The 18,535-nt window shown below is 72.7% G+C and carries 16 protein-coding genes; 11 read left to right on the forward strand and 5 right to left on the reverse strand.

What is annotated here, in order from left to right; all coding sequences use genetic code 11:
* Nucleotides 1-11 precede the first annotated feature (11 nt).
* Nucleotides 12-977 (forward strand): ketose-bisphosphate aldolase, encoded by a 966-nt coding sequence (locus FHX39_RS19440; protein ID WP_183342344.1) that lies wholly within the window; start codon nucleotides 12-14, stop codon nucleotides 975-977.
* A gap of 320 nt (nucleotides 978-1,297) precedes the next feature.
* Here the strand turns inward: FHX39_RS19440 and FHX39_RS19445 are convergent, their stop codons facing one another.
* Nucleotides 1,298-2,416, reverse strand: a complete 1,119-nt coding sequence (locus tag FHX39_RS19445; RefSeq protein WP_183342346.1) for a substrate-binding domain-containing protein — start codon at nucleotides 2,414-2,416, stop codon at nucleotides 1,298-1,300.
* Nucleotides 2,417-2,546: 130 nt separating this feature from the next.
* On the opposite strand from FHX39_RS19445, the gene FHX39_RS19450 reads away from it, so the two are divergent.
* From FHX39_RS19450 to FHX39_RS19470, 5 genes are all read left to right on the forward strand, one after another.
* A complete protein-coding gene (locus tag FHX39_RS19450) occupies nucleotides 2,547-3,752 on the forward strand; it encodes an ROK family transcriptional regulator (protein ID WP_183342348.1) in 1,206 nt (401 codons plus the stop codon).
* Nucleotides 3,753-4,049: 297 nt separating this feature from the next.
* Nucleotides 4,050-5,162, forward strand: coding sequence for a sugar ABC transporter substrate-binding protein (locus tag FHX39_RS19455; protein ID WP_183342350.1), 1,113 nt, complete (start codon nucleotides 4,050-4,052; stop codon nucleotides 5,160-5,162).
* An 89-nt stretch (nucleotides 5,163-5,251) separates the two neighbouring features.
* The gene (locus tag FHX39_RS19460; RefSeq protein WP_183342352.1) at nucleotides 5,252-6,055 is read left to right on the forward strand and encodes an ATP-binding cassette domain-containing protein; all 804 of its coding nucleotides are present in this window, start codon (nucleotides 5,252-5,254) and stop codon (nucleotides 6,053-6,055) included.
* Nucleotides 6,052-7,314 carry a sugar ABC transporter permease gene (locus FHX39_RS19465; protein WP_183342354.1) on the forward strand — a complete coding sequence of 421 codons (1,263 nt, stop codon included), beginning with the start codon at nucleotides 6,052-6,054 and terminating at the stop codon, nucleotides 7,312-7,314. The genes FHX39_RS19460 and FHX39_RS19465 overlap by 4 nt, the downstream gene beginning before the upstream one ends.
* Nucleotides 7,315-7,324: 10 nt before the next feature.
* Complete coding sequence (locus FHX39_RS19470) at nucleotides 7,325-8,512, forward strand: ROK family protein (protein ID WP_198424073.1); 1,188 nt, start codon at nucleotides 7,325-7,327, stop codon at nucleotides 8,510-8,512.
* 20 nt (nucleotides 8,513-8,532) lie between these two features.
* Here FHX39_RS19470 and nagB read toward each other — a convergent pair whose 3' ends face one another.
* Genes nagB through FHX39_RS19490 form a run of 4 tightly spaced genes read right to left on the reverse strand, consistent with a single transcriptional unit; the run spans nucleotide 8,533 to nucleotide 12,827 of the window.
* Nucleotides 8,533-9,315, reverse strand: a complete 783-nt coding sequence (gene nagB / locus FHX39_RS19475) for a glucosamine-6-phosphate deaminase (RefSeq protein ID WP_183342356.1) — start codon at nucleotides 9,313-9,315, stop codon at nucleotides 8,533-8,535.
* Between the two features lie 28 nt (nucleotides 9,316-9,343).
* Nucleotides 9,344-10,783, reverse strand: a complete 1,440-nt coding sequence (locus tag FHX39_RS19480) for a glycoside hydrolase family 3 N-terminal domain-containing protein (protein ID WP_183342358.1) — start codon at nucleotides 10,781-10,783, stop codon at nucleotides 9,344-9,346.
* Nucleotides 10,780-11,685 (reverse strand): acyltransferase domain-containing protein, encoded by a 906-nt coding sequence (locus tag FHX39_RS19485; protein ID WP_183342360.1) that lies wholly within the window; start codon nucleotides 11,683-11,685, stop codon nucleotides 10,780-10,782. Before FHX39_RS19485 ends, FHX39_RS19480 begins: the two co-directional genes overlap by 4 nt.
* Nucleotides 11,682-12,827: an N-acetylglucosamine-6-phosphate deacetylase gene (locus FHX39_RS19490; protein ID WP_183342362.1), complete on the reverse strand. Its 1,146-nt coding sequence runs from the start codon at nucleotides 12,825-12,827 to the stop codon at nucleotides 11,682-11,684. The genes FHX39_RS19485 and FHX39_RS19490 overlap by 4 nt, the downstream gene beginning before the upstream one ends.
* A 99-nt stretch (nucleotides 12,828-12,926) precedes the next feature.
* On the opposite strand from FHX39_RS19490, the gene FHX39_RS19495 reads away from it, so the two are divergent.
* The 5 genes from FHX39_RS19495 to FHX39_RS19515 all read left to right on the forward strand — a co-directional run.
* Nucleotides 12,927-13,484 carry a type 1 glutamine amidotransferase domain-containing protein gene (locus tag FHX39_RS19495; RefSeq protein ID WP_183342364.1) on the forward strand — a complete coding sequence of 186 codons (558 nt, stop codon included), beginning with the start codon at nucleotides 12,927-12,929 and terminating at the stop codon, nucleotides 13,482-13,484.
* Between the two features lie 177 nt (nucleotides 13,485-13,661).
* Complete coding sequence (locus tag FHX39_RS19500) at nucleotides 13,662-15,248, forward strand: amino acid permease (RefSeq protein WP_183342366.1); 1,587 nt, start codon at nucleotides 13,662-13,664, stop codon at nucleotides 15,246-15,248.
* Complete coding sequence (locus tag FHX39_RS19505; protein WP_183342368.1) at nucleotides 15,245-15,973, forward strand: FadR/GntR family transcriptional regulator; 729 nt, start codon at nucleotides 15,245-15,247, stop codon at nucleotides 15,971-15,973. Before FHX39_RS19500 ends, FHX39_RS19505 begins: the two co-directional genes overlap by 4 nt.
* Nucleotides 15,974-15,983: 10 nt before the next feature.
* Complete coding sequence (locus FHX39_RS19510; RefSeq protein ID WP_183342370.1) at nucleotides 15,984-17,378, forward strand: glutamine synthetase family protein; 1,395 nt, start codon at nucleotides 15,984-15,986, stop codon at nucleotides 17,376-17,378.
* 13 nt (nucleotides 17,379-17,391) lie between these two features.
* The coding region (locus FHX39_RS19515; RefSeq protein WP_183342373.1) for an aldehyde dehydrogenase family protein at nucleotides 17,392-18,535 on the forward strand (1,144 nt) is incomplete at its 3' end.

The following is an 18,535-nucleotide window of genomic DNA, read 5'->3' on the forward strand; positions in this document are numbered from 1 at the left end:
GACGAGGAACCATGGCACTGATCACCCTGCGGGCAGCGCTCGACGCGGCGAAGGACGGCGGCTACGGGGTGGGGGCCTTCAACGTCACCGACCTGGTGCAGGTCGAGGCGGTGCTGGAAGCGGCGCGGGAGACCGACTCGCCGGTCATCGTGCAGACCATCGTCGGCGCGTCGGCCCACGGCTCCGACGAGCTCTTCTGGGACGCGATGCGGACGACGATCGCGCGCTACCCCGACGTCCCGGTCGTGCTCCACCTCGACCACGGCCCGAGCTACGACGACTGCGTCCGAGCGATCGACGCCGGCTTCACCAGCGTCATGATCGACGGCAGCCTCGCCGAGGACCGCGTCACCCACGCGACCTTCGCGGAGAACGTCGCCGTCACGGCACGGGTGACCGCGTACGCGGCCGCGCACGGGGTGTCCGTCGAGGGCGAGCTGGGCACGATCGGCGGCTCCGAGGACGGCGGGGTGCACAAGGAGATCGTGCTGGCCGACCCCGACGAGGCGGCGCAGTTCGTCGAGAGCACCGGTGTCGACGCGCTCGCCGTGGCGATCGGCACGTCGCACGGGGCGTACAAGTTCTCCAGCCCGCCGGACGGCACGGTGCTGCACATGGACCTGATCTCGGCGATCGCCGCCCGGGTGCCCGACACGCACCTGGTGATGCACGGGTCGTCGTCGCTGCCCGCCGACCTCCGCGAGGTGATCAACGCGCACGGCGGGACGCTCCCGGAGTCGTGGGGGGTGCCCGAGTCGGAGAAGGCCCGCTCGACCAAGCTCGGCGTGCGCAAGATCAACCAGGGGATGGACTCGCACATGGCCTTCGCCGCCGCGGTCCGCAGCTATCTCGACGAGGACGGCATCAACGTCGACCCGGCGCTCTACGAGCGTCGCGGCCGGGTGGCGATGCAGCAGCTGGTGGCCGAGCGGATGCGCGTGTTCGGTCAGGCCGGCCAGGCCAGCCGGCACCGCTGAGGGCGTGCCGCCCGGCTGAGCCGCATCCCGCTCGAGGCATCGCGCCCTGACCCGTCTTCAGACCGGTGCGGGGACACGATGACCGATCGTGCGTGTTCAGCCACGTCTTCAGACCGGTACGGGGTTGCGGTGGCTGGTCGGGGCGCGATGCGTACGCCTCCCGCACCGGTCTGAAGACGCGGACCCACGCACACCCGGGACGCGCAAACAGCCCGCACCGGTCTGAAGACGCAACCTGGGTCGGGCGGGTGGTTCCTGCCCCGGACAAGCCGAAGGGCCGAGGACGGGCTCGCGCCCGTCCCCGGCCCTCGGGGTCGGTCCTACTTCTCGCCCCAGCAGAGCTTGAGGCCCTCGGTGGTGTCGATGCTGTCGAGCCCGTCGACCTTCTTGTCGGTCACCAGCTGGACCCCGGTGTCGTAGAAGTCGAGCCCCGGCGTCACGGCCGGCTTCTCGCCGCCCCGGGCGATCTTGGCGATCGCCTCGACGCCGAGCTGGGCCATCTTCAGCGGGTACTGCTGCGAGGTCGCGCCGATGGTGCCGTTCTGCACGTTCTCGACCCCCTGGCAGCCGCCGTCGACGGAGACGATGAGCGCGCTCTTGCCGGCCGCCTTGAGGGCGTCCGCCGCACCGGCCGCACCGGGCTCGTTCAGCGTGTAGACGGTGTCGATGTCGCCGCTCTTGGACAGGCAGGCCTCCATCGCCGACTTGCCGCCGTCCTGGGCGCCCTTGGTGGGCTCGTTGCAGACGATCTCGTAGTCGCCGCCCTTGCCGCCGGTGTACTTGCCGGTCTTGTCCTCGTCGCCGTTCTTGGTCTTGTCCTTGGTGTCGATGCCCATCCCGGTCAGGAAGCCCTGGTCGCGGTTGTAGTCGACGGAGATGACCTTGTCGTTGAAGGCGTCGAGCAGCGCGATCGTGGCCTTCTTGCCGTCGAGCTGTGCGGCGGTCCACTTGCCGATGGCCTCGCCCGCCGCGAAGTTGTCCGTCGCGAAGGTGATGTCGACCGTGTTCGCCGGCTCCGGCGGGGTGTCGAGGGCGATGACGAACAGGCCCGCCTGACGCGCGTTGGTGATCGCGGTGTTGATGCCCGGGCCGTTCGGGGTGATCAGGATGCCCTGGTCCCCGCGAACCACGGCGGCCTCGATGGCCTCGACCTGGCCGGCCTCGTCGCCGTCCTCCTTGCCCGCCGCGATCGTCAGCTTGACGTTGTTGGCCTCGGACGCCTGCTTGGCGCCGTTCTGCATGGCGATCCAGAAGGGGTTGATCGAGTCCTTGGTGATGAGCGTGACCGCGACCTCCTTGTCGCCGCCGGCGGCGGACGAGCCGGAGCCGGTCGCGCCGGGGGTGGCGGAGCCGCTGCACCCGGCCAGGACGAGGGTGGTGGCGGCGATCAGGGTCGCCGGGACCAGACCGAGCCGACGGGGGAACGAGCGTCGTTGCATGTGTACCTCCACGTGGTGTTTAGTCGGCATTCATACAGGGGTGTAGGACTTATGTCTAGTAGTTGGCCTAAGTGGGCCGAGGGCTGACCGTCCTCGAGCGGGGTAAACGGTCGGTCGTGGAGGAGGCAGCATGGCGCGACTGACGGTCGGCACCAGCGCCGGCGAGGTGCTCGGACTCATCGCCTCGGGCGAGGCGCGGACCCGCGGCGCCCTGGCCCGGCACACCGGGTTGTCGCGGGCCACCATGGGCGAACGCCTCGAGACGCTCTTCCGCGCCGGGCTGATCGACGAGGGCGAGCTGGCCAAGCCGTCGGGCGGTCGGCCGTCGCGGGTGCTCGCCCTCGACACACGGCGCTACGTCGTCCTGGCCGCGGACGTGGGCGAGGACCACGTCCGGCTGCTGCTCACCGACCTGACCGGCCGGGTCGTCGCCGAGCGGCTGGGCTCGATGCCGGTCAGCGCCGGGGCCGTCGCCGTCCTCGGCTGGGTCACGACCACCGGCCGGCGGCTGCTCGACGAGGCCGACCGCTCGCCGCACCACCTGCTCGGCGTCGGGCTGTCGCTCCCGGCCCTCGTCGACCACGCGCGGGGCCGGGTCGCCTCCCCCTCGGTGATGACGGGGTGGGAGGGCTACGACATCGAGGAGCTGGTCCGCCAGACGTTCGACGTGCCCACCGTGGTGGAGAACGACGTCAACGCCCGCGGGTACGCCGAGCACCGGCAGGACTGGCGCTCCTTCGACGACCTGCTCTACGTCAAGGCCGGCACCGGGATCGGGAGCGCGATCATCAGCGCGGGCGGGCTGTTCCGCGGTGCCCGGGGCGCGGCCGGGGACATCGGGCACCTCCGGCTCAGCCCCGACGACGGTCCGCTGTGCCGTTGCGGGGCCACCGGGTGCGTCGAGTCGCTCGCCGCCGGCTGGAGCATCGTGCGGGACCTGCGGGCCGCGGGCTTCGACGTGAGCAGCACGCGCGAGGCCATGGACCTCGTGCGGGGCGGCACCCCCGAGGCCGTGAACCTGCTGCGCGCCGCCGGCCGCACGCTCGGGCGGGCGATCGCGTACGCCGTGAGCCTGCTCAACCCGAGCATCGTCGTCGTCGGCGGGAGCCTGAGCAGCCACCACCTCCTGACCGGCGTCCGCGAGTCCGTCTACTCCTGCTCACCGCCGCTCGCGACGAACGACCTGCGCGTGGTCGAGGGGCGCGGCGGAGAACGCAGCGGGGCCACCGGTGCGGCGCTGCTGGCCGTCGCCCGTTCCCTGGAGCCGGATGCGGTCAACGGGCGGCTGCGCGACGCCGAGCCCGTCCGGGTCGCCGTCGGGGGGCCCAGGGCCTGACCGTCGGCCCCCCGGAGGCCTCGCGACATGGGAACGCTCCCGGCTGCTGCGAAACCTTTCGACAAAGTTATCAAGACGTGACGCCCGGAGGCGGACCGCGGGCCCATAGGGCTGTTAAGTTCTCGCTCACTACATAAACCCGTCAACGTCGATGCGGTCCGTGCCCCCGCCCACCGAGGAGCTGTTCCTCGAGGCGTACGAGGGCACGCGCGAGGGCACGACGGGCACGTCCAGCGCACCCGGTGGGGGCGCGCCCTCTGGGCCGGCACGATGACCGGCCCGCGAAAGGTCCTACCCATGAAGAAGCACCTCCTCGGCCTCGGCACGCTCGCCGCCGCCGCGGCCCTCACGCTCGCCGGCTGCGGCGGGGGCGGCTCGAGCGCCCAGCCCGCGGCGTCGGGCTCCGCCGCGGCCGTGACCGGCAAGATCGGCGTGATCCTGCCCGACACGCAGTCGTCGGCCCGCTGGGAGAACGCCGACCGGCCGTTCTTCACCAAGGCCTTCGCCGACGCCGGCGTCCAGGCCGACATCCAGAACGCCCAGGGCGACGCCACCCAGTTCCAGACCATCGCCGACGGCATGATCAGCGCCGGCGACAAGGCCATCATCATGACCAGCATCGACCCCGACTCGGGCAACGCGGTGATCAAGAAGGCGACCGACGCGGGCATCCCCGTCATCGACTACGACCGCGCCAACCTCGGCGGCGGCGCGAAGTACTACGTGTCCTTCGACAACGTCAAGGTCGGCACGGCCATCGGCGACGGCCTCGTCAGCTGCATCAAGGCCGACGGCAAGACCACGGCCAACGTCGTCGAGCTGAACGGCTCCCCGACCGACAACAACGCCACGCTGTTCAAGCAGGGCTACGACAAGGTCATCCGCGACGCGGGCTTCAACGTCGTCGCCGACCAGGCCGTCCCGGACTGGAACAACGACACGGGCGGCCAGCTCTTCGAGCAGATCTACACCAAGCAGAACGGCAAGATCGACGCCGTGGCCGCGGCCAACGACGGCCTCGGCGGCGCCGTGGTCTCGGTGCTCACGCGCAACGGCCTCCAGGGCAAGGTCCCGGTGAGCGGCCAGGACGCCACCGACGAGGGCCTGCAGCGCATCCTGCTCGGCACCCAGTGCAACACCGTCTACAAGGCGGTCGCCAAGGAGGCGGACGCCGCGGCGAAGCTCGGCATCGCGCTCGCCAAGGGCGACGTGGCCGGCGCCGACGCGCTCGCCACGCAGACCTTCGACGACCCCAAGGCGGGTACGAGCAAGAAGGCGATCCTGCTCGACCCGCTGGCCATCACCAAGGACAACGTCAAGGCCGTGATCGACGACGGCTACACCACGTCCGCCAAGGTCTGCACGACCGCTGCGCTGAAGAAGGCCTGCGCCACCGCCGGCATCTCCTGACCCCTCAGCACCACCTCCTGGCCGCCTCGCCTCCTCGTGAGGCGGGGCGGCCAGGCCCGTCTCACCACCTCAGACATCCAGGAGAACCGATGACGACCGGAACGGTCAGCCCGCAGGACGGGCAGCAGGCGCTGCTCAGCCTGCGGGGCATCACGAAGAGCTTCGGGGCGGTGGACGTCCTCAAGGGCATCGACCTCGACTGCTACCTCGGCCAGGTCACCGCGCTGGTCGGCGACAACGGCGCCGGCAAGTCGACCCTGGTCAAGGGCATCGCCGGCACGTACACCTTCGACGGCGGCACGTACCTCTTCGAGGGCCGGGAGGTGAGCGTCACCTCGCCGAAGGCCGCCAGCGACCTCGGGATCGAGGTCGTCTACCAGGACCTCGCGCTGTGCGACAACCTCGACGTGGTCCACAACATGTTCCTCGGCCGCGAGGAGACGAGCGGCATCGTCATGGACGAGACCACGATGGAGCGACGGGCGCAGGAGACGCTGAAGAGCCTGTCCGTCCGGACGCTGAAGTCGGTCCGCACCTCGGTGTCCCGGCTCTCGGGCGGGCAGCGCCAGACGGTCGCGATCGCGCGGGCCGTGCTCTGGAACAGCAAGCTCGTCATCCTGGACGAGCCCACGGCGGCGCTGGGCGTCGCCCAGACCGAGCAGGTCCTCAACCTCGTACGCTGGCTGGCCGACAGCGGCCTGGCCGTCATCCTCATCTCGCACAACATGAACGACGTCAAGCAGGTCGCCGACTCCGTCGCCGCGCTCTACCTCGGGCAGCTCGTCGCCACCGTGCGCGCGAGCGACGTCACCACCGGGCAGATCGTCGAGCTGATCACGACCGGCCGCAGCGGCGAGCTCGGTCTCCCCGCCGACAGAGAGGTGCTGCGATGAGCGCCACCACCCAGCAGCCCGCCCCGTCGACGGAGGACGCTCCCGAGCGGGCGACCCTCAACAGCGCGGCCCACGAGTACCTCGTCCGCGTCCGCGGGGGCGACGTCGGCTCGCTGCCGGCCATCGCCGGGTTCATCTTCCTCGTGGTGCTGTTCACGATCCTGAAGCCCGACCAGTTCGCCACCAAGCTCAACTGGGCGAACCTGCTGAACCAGAGCGCCGCGGTCATCTTCATCGCCATGGGCCTGGTCTTCGTGCTGCTCCTCGGCGAGATCGACCTCTCGGCCGGCTACACCGCCGGCGTCAGCGGCGGGACGCTCGCCGTGCTCCTCACCCTGAAGGGCTACCCCTGGCCGGTCGCGCTGCTCGCCGCGCTCGTGGTCGGGGTGGTGATCGGGCTCCTGATCGGGCTCCTGGTGGCCAGGCTCGGGATCCCGTCGTTCGTCGTCACGCTGTCGGCCTTCCTGGCCCTGCAGGGCGTGCTGCTCACCGTGATCGGCACCGGCGGGACGGTGCCGGTGCGTGACCCGTTCGTCCTGTCGCTGATGAACAGCAACATGCCTCCCGCCCTCGGCTGGATCATGTGGCTGGTCGTGGTCCTCGGCGCCGCCGCCGTCGAGCTCCTCGGACGGCGACGCCGCACCAAGGCCGGCCTGCCGTCGCCCTCGCCGCTCATCCCCGGGCTCCGCGTCGCCGTGCTCGCCGTGCTGCTGGGGCTGCTCGTGTACTTCTTCAACCTCGAGCGCGCGGTCAACCCGGCCATCAAGTCGCTCAAGGGCGTGCCCCTGATCGTGCCGATCGCCGTCGTGTTCGTCGTCGTCCTGAGCTTCGTGCTCAAGCGGACCCGCTTCGGCCAGCACGTCTACGCCGTCGGCGGCAACGCCGAGGCGGCGCGACGGGCCGGCATCAACGTCAACCGGGTCAAGATCGCCTGCTTCATGATCAGCTCCGGGCTGGCGGCCTTCGGCGGCATCCTGCTGGTCTCGCGGGCCAACTCGGTGTCCCCCTCGACCGGTGGGGCCTCGACCCTGCTGCTCGCCGTCGGCGCGGCGGTCATCGGCGGCACGTCGCTCTTCGGCGGCAAGGGCCGGATCATCGACGCCATCATCGGCGGGCTGGTGATCGCGGTCATCCAGAACGGCCTGCCCCTGATCACCCAGCGGGCGGAGATCCAGTACATCGTGACCGGTCTGGTGCTCCTCCTGGCGGCCAGCGTGGACGCGATCTCACGACGACGAGCGGCGGCCTCGGGCCGTTAGCCTTCGGCCGGTGAGCACCCGGGAGACCCTCGCCGGATCGCCCGACGTGCGGCGGACGAACCTCGCCGTGATGCTGCGGCACCTCCACCTCGACGGACCGATGCGGCGGGCGGACCTGACCGAACGGCTCCGGCTGACGCGCAGCACGGTGGCCGGGCTGGTGGGCGAGCTCGGCCGCCTCGGCCTGGTCGAGCAGGCCGTGGCCGGGACATCCACGGTCCCGGCGGGCCGGGGGCGTCCCTCGCCGGTGGTCCGTCCGTGCCCGCTCGGGACCCAGGTGCTCGCCGCCGAGGTCCGGATCGACCAGGTCGAGGTCGCCCTCGTCGGGCTCGGCGGGACGGTGCTGCGCCGGGAGAGCCGACTCCTCACCGACCGTGACCCGCAGGCCACGGCCGACCTGCTCGCGGGCGTCGTACGGGGCCTCCTCGCCGACGCCCCAGGCCGGGTCGTGGGCCTCGGCGTCGCGGTCCCGGGGGTGGTCCGCCACGACGACGGGGACGTCCGTTTCGCCCCCAACCTGCGCTGGCGCGACGTCGGCCTGGGCGCGATGCTGGCCGAGCGCCTGCCCGGGACCGACGTCCAGGTCCTCAACGACGGCGACGCCGGCGCCCTGGCCGAGCACCTGCGTGGCGTGGCGCGTGGGTGGGGCGACGTCGTCTTCGTCGAGGGCGAGGTCGGCGTGGGCAGCGGCGTGATCATCGACGGCCGCCCCCTGGTCGGGGCCGGCGGCTACGCGGGCGAGCTGGGCCACATCGCGGTCGCGGGCCCGGCCGGGCGTCGCTGCCGCTGCGGCTCGTACGGGTGCTGGGAGACCGAGATCGGCCGGGACGCGCTGACCCGGGCGCTCGGGCTGGGCCCGGACGTCTCGCGCCGCACGCTCGTCGCCGCGCTGCACGCCCCCCGCACCGACCTGGCCGCCCGGCTGGACAAGGTCGCGTACCACCTCGGGGCCGGGCTCGCCGTCGTGGTGAACGTCTTCAACCCCCGGCTCATCGTGCTCGGCGGCCTGCTGCGCGAGGTCTACCCGCGGGTGTCGGGGGAGGTGCGGCGCGCCATGCTGGCCGGCGCCCTGACCGCGCCGGCGGAGCAGGTCAGGCTGGTGCTGCCCGAGCTCGGCGACGACGCCGTGCTCCTGGGCGCGGCCGAGACGGTCTGGCAGCGCGTGCTGCTCGACCCGGTCGGGGCCCTCGGCGGCTGACGCGGCGAGCGGGGGCCGGGCTAGAGCTGCTGCCAGGCCGGCTTGTTGGCGTACGTCCAGCGGTAGTAGTCGGCGAGCTTCAGGTCGGCCGCCGCCGCCTCGTCGACCACCAAGGTCACGCGTCGGTGGTGCTGCAGGATCGACGCCGGGCACATGCTCGTCACGGGGCCCTCGACCGCGGCCGCGACCGCCGCCGCCTTCTGCGGGCCCTGGGCCACGAGCAGCAGCTCGCGCGCCTCGGAGATCGTGCCGAGGCCCTGCGTCAGGCAGTGGGTCGGGACCTCGTCGGGGGTGTCGAAGAAGCGGGCGTTGTCGGCCCGGGTGCGCTCGGTGAGGGTCTTGATGCGGGTCCGCGAGGCGAAGGACGAGGTGGGCTCGTTGAAGCCGACGTGCCCGTTGGCCCCGATGCCGAGGATCTGCAGGTCGACCCCGCCGGCGGCGCGGATGGCCTCCTCGTAGCGCTCGCACGCCTGCTCGACGTCGGCGGCGCGGCCGTCGGGCACCTGGACCCGAGCGGGGTCGAGACGCAGCGGGACGGTGACCTCGCGGTGGATCACCGCCGCGTACGACTCCGGGTGCTCGGCCGGGATCCCCACGTACTCGTCGAGCGCGAAGCCGGAGACCCGGCTCGTGTCGAGCGACCCGTCGCGGACGTGGGCGGCGAGGGCCGCGTAGATGGCCAGCGGCGACGAGCCGGTGGCCAGGCCGAGCACGGCGTCCGGCTTGCGCGTCACCAGCTGGGAGATCTTCCGGGCGGCCAGCAGGCCGACCTCGGCCGCCGAGGGCAGGATCACGATTTCCATCGCCACGAACCCTAGCGGTCGGCCCCGCTCAGCCCGCGTCGATCCAGCTCAGGAGGGCCCGCCCGACCCGGCGGGAGGCGCCGAACGTGGCGACGTCGGCGTACGCGCGGTCGGGCGAGGGCCAGCCGAGGTCGACGACCAGCACGTCGTGGGTCGTACGGAGGCGGTCGACGGTCGCCCGGGCCTCGGGGTGACGGTGGACGTCCCGGCCCAGGACCAGGACCGGCCGCGTCCCGAGGACGTCGAGGTCGAGCGCGTCGCCGGGGTGCACGACCACCTCGCCGTGGTCGGCGAGGTCGGGACCCCACGGGACGACGCCGACGGCGATGTTCGGCCGGTCCTCGAGCCGGACGACGGTGAAGCCGTCGGTCGCCCGCCGACGCCAGTCGATCGCGCGCCGGCCGTGGTCGAAGGTGCCCGCGAGGTCGACGTCGTCGAGCGGGAGGGCGGGGACGACCTCGGGGACCGGGTGCGCCGCCCGCGACGCGGTCAGCGCGTCGGCCATGGCGTGGACCCGCCCGGCGGCCTCCGGAACGCGCCCGGCGGGCAGGGACCCGTCGGCGACCGCCGCCCGCACGGCCCGGACGATCGCCTCGACCTGCTCGTCGGTGTTGTCGTTGCCCAGGCACAGCAGGTCGCAGCCGGCGGCCAGCGCGCGGACCGCGCTCTCCGGCGTCCCGCCCGGGTGGGTGGCGCCGGCCATGTCGAGCGCGTCGGTGACGAGCACACCGGTGAAGCCGAGCTCCTCGCGCAGCAGCCCGGTGGAGATCGCCCGGCTGAACGTCGCCGCCGCGGCCGGGTCGACCTGCGGGAACAGCAGGTGCGACGTCATGACCGCGACCGTCCCGGCCTCGACCGCCGCGGTGAACGGCACCAGCTCCCGGGCCCGCAGCTCGTCGGGCGAGCGGTCGACCACCGGCAGCGCCAGGTGCGAGTCGGTCGCCGTGTCCCCGTGCCCGGGGAAGTGCTTGGCCGTCGCACCGATCCCGGTGCTCTGCACCCCGCGCGTCCACGCCGCGCCGTGGCGGGCCACGAGGTCGGCCTCCGCGCCGAAGCTGCGGACGCCGATGACCGGGTTGTCGGGGTCGTCGTTGACGTCGACGTCGGGGGCGAAGGTCAGCGTGCAGCCCGTCCTGCGCAGCGCCCAGCCGACGTCCGCGCCGACCGCCTCGGTCAGCTCGAGGTCGTCCAGCCGGCCGAGCACGGCGTTGCCGGGATAGGGCGAGCCGACGTCGGCGAAGAGCCGGGTGACGTCGCCGCCCTCCTCGTCGAGGGCGATGACCGCGCGCGGGTTGGCGTCGAGGATCTCGGCGTTCAGCGCGGCGAGCTGCGCGTGGTCGGCGATGTTCCGGGCGAAGAGGCAGACACCGCCGAGGCCGCCACGCAGCCGCCGCCGGACCCAGTCCGGGAGCGTGGTCCCGGTGAAGCCGGGCAGGAGCGTGGGCAGCACGTCCACGCCGTCGGTCATCGGACGAGCCGCCCCTCGGGCGCGTGCCAGTGCTCCCCCGCCCGCCAGACCGCCAGCACGGCCCGCTGCAGGCCGGACGTCGGCGTCAGCGTCGCGAGGTCGGTGGCGGCGAAGGTGCCGGCCCGCGCGAAGCCGAAGAACAGCGCGTCGTCGTCGCCGACCGCGGGCTCGCCGTAGATCCGCCAGCGCTGCTGGAAGGCGGCCAGGTTGGATCCGGGCAGCAGCTCCGGCAGGCGGGGGTCGAGCATCCAGCTGTGGCAGTGGACGCCCTGCACCGGGTGCTCGGGGAAGTGGGCGGCGAAGAAGGGCAGCGCCGCGGCGAACGAGGCCTCCACGTCGGCCGCCGTCAGCCCGTCACCGCGCGGGATGTGGGTCGAGAGGACCCACTCCTCCCCCGTCCCGTCGACGGTGCGCTGCCGCTCGAGGTCGAACTGCAGCCGCCCGAGGCGGTAGAGGGCGCCCGACCAGACCCAGCCGGCCTCCCACCCGTACGTCGCGAGCCCGAAGCTGCCGTGCACCAGCCGGTGCACCCGGGTCTGCTGCCCGAGGTCGGCGAGGGTGGCCGCGGAGACGTCGGCCGGGACGCCCCGCGCGGCGTGGAAGGCGGCGACCGACGGTGCGGTCACGAGCAGCGCGAGCAGCGGCAGGACCCCGTCGGCGTCGAGGTCGAGGCCCGCCCAGACCGGGCCGCTGTCGCTGGGCGGCAGCACCCCGACGCGGTCCACGAGCCGGTCGGCGGCGGTGGTGATGGTCGTCAGCTCGTCGGGGCGGTCGAGCGCGGCCGCCGCCGCGGCCCGCACCTCCGTCGCGTCGCCGGGGTCGAACCCCAGCGCGTCCAGCCGCCGGGCCAGGTCGGGAGCGGCGAGCGCGGCCCGGACGTCGGCGCGTACGGGCGTGGTCACGCGGCCTCGAGCCACCGGCCGCGGCGCATGACCCGCTGCAACGTGCCCCGGTCGTCGACCAGGCACAGGTCGGCCGGCCCGCCCGCCTCCACGGTCCCGGCGTCGAGCCCGTAGTGCCGGGCCGCGTTGGTCGAGGCGAACCGCGCGGTCGCGGCCAGGTCGCCCGTGATCGCCGCGACCAGCGCGAAGGCGCGGGCGGTCGTCAGCGTCGAGCCGGCGATCGACCCGGGCGTGCCGTCGTCGGTCAGGAGCCGGGCCTGGCCGTCGACGACGCGGACGTCGAGGGCGCCGAGGCGGTACGGGCCGTCGGGCATGCCGGCGGCCACCATCGCGTCGGTGACCAGGACGACCCCGTCCGGCCCGGCGGCGGCGAGCGCCATGCGGAGCACCTCCTCGGCGACGTGGAACCCGTCGGCGATGAGCTCCGCGGCCACCCGGGGGTCGGTCAGCAGGCGCGGCACCGGACCCGGTCGGCGGTGGTGGATCGGCGTCATGGCGTTGAAGACGTGGGTGCCGACGTCCGCACCGGCGTCGAGCGCGCGGGCGACCATGGCGTCGTCCGCCGCCGTGTGCCCGACCGCGACCCGGACGCCGGACGCCACGAAGCGGCGTACGGCGTCGAGCCCGCCGGGGAGCTCGGGGGCCAGGGTCACCAGCCGCAGGGTGCCGCGGCCCGCCTCGACGAGGCGGTCCACGGTGGCCGGGCCGGGGGCACGCAGGAGGTCCTGCTGGTGGGCGCCGGGCTGCTCGACCGAGAGGAACGGTCCCTCGAGGTGCACCCCGGCCAGGTGGCCGTCGTCGACGAGGTCGGCGAGCACGTCCAGCTGGGCGGCGAGGTCGTCCAGCGAGGCGGTGACCAGGCTGGCGAAGCTCGTGGTGGTGCCGTTCCGGGCGTGGAAGTCGAGGCCGGCGAGGATCGCGTCAGCGTCGCCGGAGGCGTAGTCGTGCCCACCGCCGCCGTGCACGTGGGTGTCGACGAAGCCGGGGACGACCCAGCCGCCGAGCCGTTCGGCGCGCTCGTCGCCGTTGTTGGGGTGCACCGCGGACACCCGGTCGCCCCGCACCTCGACCACGGCGTCGTCGACGACGCCGGCGGGCGTGACGACATGGGCAGCACGGAACCGCTGGACGTCGTCGGTCACCCGGTCAGGCTAAGGGGCCCCGCTGCCGGGTGGGGCAACCGCCCCGGTCGGTCGTGCGCGACCTATTACCGTGGATGACCTACCGACGAGAGGACCGAGATGGCAGACGAGCTGACCGGACGCACCGTGGCGTTCCTGATGGCGAACGCGGGCGTGGAGCAGGTCGAGCTGACCGGACCGCGCGACGCCCTGACGAAGGCCGGCGCGACCGTCGTCCTGATCGCGCCGGAGCGCGGGACGATCCAGGCGTTCGAGAACGACGTCGAGAAGGCGGACACCTTCGAGGCCGACCTCGCCGTGGCCGACGCGGACCCGGCCGACTACGACCTGCTGGTCCTGCCCGGCGGCACGACCAACCCGGACGCCCTCCGGCTGGACGAGGACGCGGTCGGCTTCGTCTCCGCGTTCGTCGGGGCCGGCAAGCCGGTCGGGGCGATCTGCCACGGCCCGTGGACGCTGGTCGAGGCCGACGTGCTCCGCGGCAAGACGCTGGCCAGCTGGCCGTCGCTGAAGACCGACGTCCGCAACGCCGGCGGCACCTGGCGCGACGAGCAGGTGTTCCGCTGCCCCGCGAACGGCTGGGTCCTGATCACCAGCCGCAACCCCGACGACATCCCCGCGTTCAGCGAGGCGCTGGTGGGCGAGCTGTCGGCGTAGGGCTCCCCCGCCCGAACTTCTGTGCGGTTGACGACCTCTGGTGTCGTCAACCGCCCAGAAGTTCTACGGCGACCCAGGACGGCTGGCGATCAATGGTCTGAGGTCTGACCATTGACGCGAGCGCTCGACCTCCGACAAGATCACGGGCACCATCCCGCCGCGCGGAACGAGCTGCCCATGACGAGCACACCCAGCGAGAAGCAGGTCGACCCTCCCCTCGACGCCGTCCTCGACGAGGACGCGAAGGCGCTGGCCGAGCTCGGCTACACCCAAGAGCTCCACCGCGGGATGTCGGGCTTCTCGAACTTCGCCGTCTCGTTCTCGATCATCTCGATCCTGGCCGGCTGCATCACCTCGTACGGGATCGCCCTCCGCTCGGGCGGACCGTCCACCCTCGTCCTCGGCTGGCTGATCGTCGGGGTCCTGGTCCTTGCGGTCGCCGCCGCGATGGCCGAGGTCTGCTCCCGCTACCCGACCGCCGGCGGCCTGTACTTCTGGGCCGGTCGGCTGGCGAAGCGCAACCGACGCGAGTGGGCGTGGTTCACCGGCTGGTTCAACTTCCTCGGCGAGGTGGCCGTCACCGCGGCGATCGACTTCGGGTGCGCCACGACGTGGATGGCGTTCATGAACCTGGTCTGGGGCGTCGAGGCCACCGCTCCGCTGACCTTCGGGCTTTTCGTGATCATCATCGTCGTCCACGCCCTGCTCAACGTCTTCGGCGTCAACCTCGTCAGCCTGCTGTCCAGCGTCTCCGCCTGGTGGCACGTCGGCGGCGTCCTGATCATCGTCGGCGCCCTGTGGATCCTCCCGGAGAAGCACCAGTCGGTGTCCTGGACCCTCACCGGCTTCCACAACGAGACCGGCTGGGCCTTCACGCCCTACGTCTTCCTGCTCGGCCTGCTGATGGCGCAGTACACCTACACGGGCTACGACGCCTCGGCCCACGTGGCGGAGGAGACCAAGAACGCGGCCAAGGCCGCCCCGCGGGGCATCGTCACCAGCGTGCTGGTGTCGGTCATCGGCGGCTTCATCCTGCTCTACTCGATCACCGCGGCGATCACGGACCGCAGCGAGGAGGGCCTGGCCAAGCTCTCGGAGTCGGCCACCGGGCTGCCGCCGGCGCAGATCTTCCTCGACTCCCTGAACAGCCCCGGCGTGGCCAAGTTCCTGCTCTTCATCGTCTGCGTCGCCCAGTTCTTCTGCGGCATGGCGTCGGTCACCGCCAACTCGCGGATGTCGTACGCGTTCTCCCGCGACAACGCGCTGCCGGGCTCGCGGATCTGGGCCAAGGTCAACCCGCGCACGGGCACGCCGACCAACTCGATCTGGCTCTGCGTGGTGCTGTCGATCATCCTGGCCTCGCCCGCGCTGGTCAGCTCGACGGCGTACTTCGCGGTCACCTCGATCGCCGTCATCGGGCTCTACATCGCCTACGTCATCCCCGTGCTGCTGCGCCGGCTGAACCGCGACTTCACGCCCGGCCCCTGGAACCTCGGGCGGTGGAGCGGGCTGATCGGCTGGGTCGCGGTCGTCTGGGTCGTGATCATCTGCATCCTCTTCGTCCTGCCGCCGGTTTCTCCCGTCGACGTCAGCACGTTCAACTACGCGCCGGTCGCCGTGCTCGTGGTGCTCGCGTTCGCGTTCGTCAGCTGGCACGTGAAGGGCAAGAAGAGCTTCATGAACAGCCCGCCCGTCGCCGAGGCCGAGCCGCCCGCCGCCGCGAGCAGCGGCAGCAGCGCCGGTTCGACACCGGGCACCAGGTGAGCGACCTGCTCGACCTGGGTCCCGACCTCCTCGCCCCGTCCGGGGGCACCGGCCGGCACGCCTTCGAGGGCTGCGTGGAGCGCCTGGCCACGGCGATCCGGCTCGGCGTCTACCCGTACGGGAGCACGCTGCCCCCCGAGCGCGAGCTCGCCGGCCTGCTCGGGGTGTCCCGGGCGACGGTGCGGGAGGCGATCGGGGCGCTGCGCTCGGCCGGCATGGTGCGCACCACGCGCGGGCGCGGCGGCGGGACCGTCGTCGACCGCGAGCCGGCCGTGCCCGGGAGCGAGCCGGCCGCCGCGGAGGCGCGACGACCCGAGCTGCTCGACGCGCTCGTCTTCCGCCGCGTGGTGGAGCCCGGTGCGTGCTTCGTCGCGGCCTCGACGCCGCTGACCACGGCCGACCTCGACGCGCTGCACGCCGCCCACGACGAGGTCCGTACGGCCGCGGGTCCCGCGGAGCACCGCCAGGCCGACGCCCGGCTGCACCTGGTCCTGGCCGCCCTCAGCGGTTCGGCCTCTCTGGTCGAAGCGGTGACACGGGTCCAGGCCGCGGTGCACGAGATGCTGCTCGCGATCCCGGTCCTGCCCGTGAACATCGAGCACTCCAGCGCGCAGCACGCGGCGATCGTCGCCGCGGTCGAGGCGGGTCGGCCCGAGCCGGCGCGCCAGGCGATGGAGGAGCACTGCGACGACACGGCGGCGCTGCTGCGAGGGTTGATCAGATGAGGGGATCCGCATGAGCACGTCCACCAGGCAGGCACCGAACGACCGCTACCTCACCGTCGACGCCCTGCGCGCCGAGGTGGCCAGCGGCGCCATCGACACCGTCGTGGTCGCGCTGACCGACATGCAGGGCCGGCTCCAGGGCAAGCGCATGCACGCCGCGTACTTCCTCGACCACGTCGTGGAGTCCGGCACCGAGGGCTGCAACTACCTGCTCGCCGTCGACGTCGACATGAACACGGTCTCCGGCTACGCGCTCACCTCGTGGGAGTCGGGGTACGGCGACCTCGAGTTCGCCCTCGACCTCGCGACGCTGCGCCGCCTGCCGTACGAGCCGGGCGCCGCGATGGTGCAGTGCGACCTCGTCCAGCTCGACCACTCCCCCGTGCCGCAGTCGCCGCGCACGATGCTGACGACGCAGCTCGACCGGCTGGCCGAGCGCGGCCTGGTCGCGCTGGCCGGGACGGAGCTGGAGTTCATCGCGTTCCAGACGTCGTACGAGGACGCCTGGAACGCGAACTACCGCGGGCTGGTCCCGGTCAACCAGTACAACGTCGACTACTCGATCCTCGGCGGCGCCCGGGCCGAGCCGCTGCTGCGCGAGATCCGCAACGCCATGTACGGCGCGGGCATGGACGTCGAGTCGGCCAAGGGCGAGTGCAACCTCGGCCAGCACGAGATCGGCTTCCTCTACGCCGACGCCCTCACCACCGCCGACAACCACGCCGTCTACAAGACCGCGGCCAAGCAGATCGCCGCGAACCGGGGCCAGTCGCTGACCTTCATGGCCAAGTACGACGAGCGCGAGGGCAGCTCGTGCCACATCCACCTGTCCCTGCGCGGCGCCGACGGGTCGACGACGTTCTGGGGCCCTTCGACAGGCTCCGGGAGCGAGGGAAGGACCCCGGAGTACGAGTCGTTCATCGCCGGGCTGCTCGCGACGATGGCGGACTTCACCCTGCTCTACGCGCCGAACATCAACTCCTACAAGCGCTTCGCCGCCGGGTCGTTCGCGCCGACGACGATCGCCTGGGGCGAGGACAACCGCACCTGCGCCGTACGCCTCGTCGGTCACGGCAAGGGCGCGCGGCTCGAGAACCGCGTCCCCGGCGGCGACGTCAACCCGTACCTCGCGATCGCGGCCATGATCGCCGGCGGGCTGCACGGGATCGACGAGGGCCTCGAGCTCGGTCCCGCGCTGGTCGGGAACGCGTACGAGTCCGACTTCCCGAAGGTGCCGCAGACGCTGCGCGACGCACGCGACGCGTTCCGCTCGTCCACCGTCGCGCGGGCCTGCTTCGGCGACGAGGTCGTCGACCACTACACGCGGATGGCCGAGGTCGAGCTGACCGCGTTCGACGCCGCCGTGACCGACTGGGAGCTGCGCCGCAGCTTCGAACGCATGTGAGGACGAGCGCACCGTGAGCACCACCACCCAAGACCGCTGGGACGTCGTCGACCCGGCCACCGAGCAGGTCGTCACCACCGTCGACCTGGCGAGCCTGGAGCAGACCGACGCGGCGATCGAGCGCGCGCACGCGGCCTTCGCGGCCTGGCGCGACGTCGCCCCCGCCGACCGCGCGCGGCTGCTGCGGGCGTTCGCCCGCGTGGTCGAGGCCCACGTCGACGAGCTCGCGGAGCTCGAGATCAGCAACGCCGGCCACACCGTCGGCAACGCGCGGTGGGAGGCCGACCAGGTCGCGCGCGTCCTCGAGTACTACGCGGGCACGCCGGAACGGCAGTTCGGTCGGCAGATCCCGGTGCCGGGCGGCGTGGACGTGACGTTCCATGAGCCGGTCGGCGTCGTCGGCATCATCGTCCCCTGGAACTTCCCCATGCTCATCGCCTCGTGGGGCTTCGCCCCCGCACTGGCCGCCGGCTGCACCGTCGTGCTCAAGCCCGCCGAGCTGACGCCGCTGTCGGCCGTACGCCTCGGCGAGCTCGCGCGGGAGGCCGGGCTGCCCGAGGGCGTGTTCACCGTGCTCCCCGGGCGCGGCCCCGTCGTCGGCGAGCGCTTCGTCACCCACCCGCTCGTGCGCAAGGTGACCTTCACCGGGTCCACGAAGGTCGGCAAGCAGGTGCTCGCCGGCTGCGCCGAGCAGGTCAAGCGCTGCACCCTCGAGCTCGGCGGCAAGAGCGCCAACGTCGTCTTCGCGGACGCCGACGTCGCCGCCGCGGCCGCCGCGGCGCCAGGCGGGGTGTTCGACAACGCCGGGCAGGACTGCTGCGCCCGGTCGCGGATCCTCGTGCAGAACTCGGTCCGCGACGAGTTCCTCGAACGCTTCCAAGCCGCGGTCGACGCCTTCGTCGTCGGCGACCCGCGGGCCGAGACGACGCAGATGGGCCCGCTGATCTCGGCGGGCCAGCGGGCGCGGGTGCAGGGCTATCTCGACGGGGTCGACGTCGCCTTCACCGGTTCCGCTCCCGACGGCCCGGGTTTCTGGGTGCCGCCGACCGTCGTGCTCGCCACGTCGCCGCAGCAGCCGGTGTGGCGCGAGGAGGTCTTCGGGCCGGTGGTCGCGGTGCTGGGGTTCGAGGACGAGGCCGAGGCGGTCGCGCTGGCCA

Source organism: Microlunatus antarcticus (assembly GCF_014193425.1).
In the GTDB taxonomy this organism is placed as follows: Bacteria; Actinomycetota; Actinomycetes; order Propionibacteriales; family Propionibacteriaceae; genus Microlunatus; species Microlunatus antarcticus.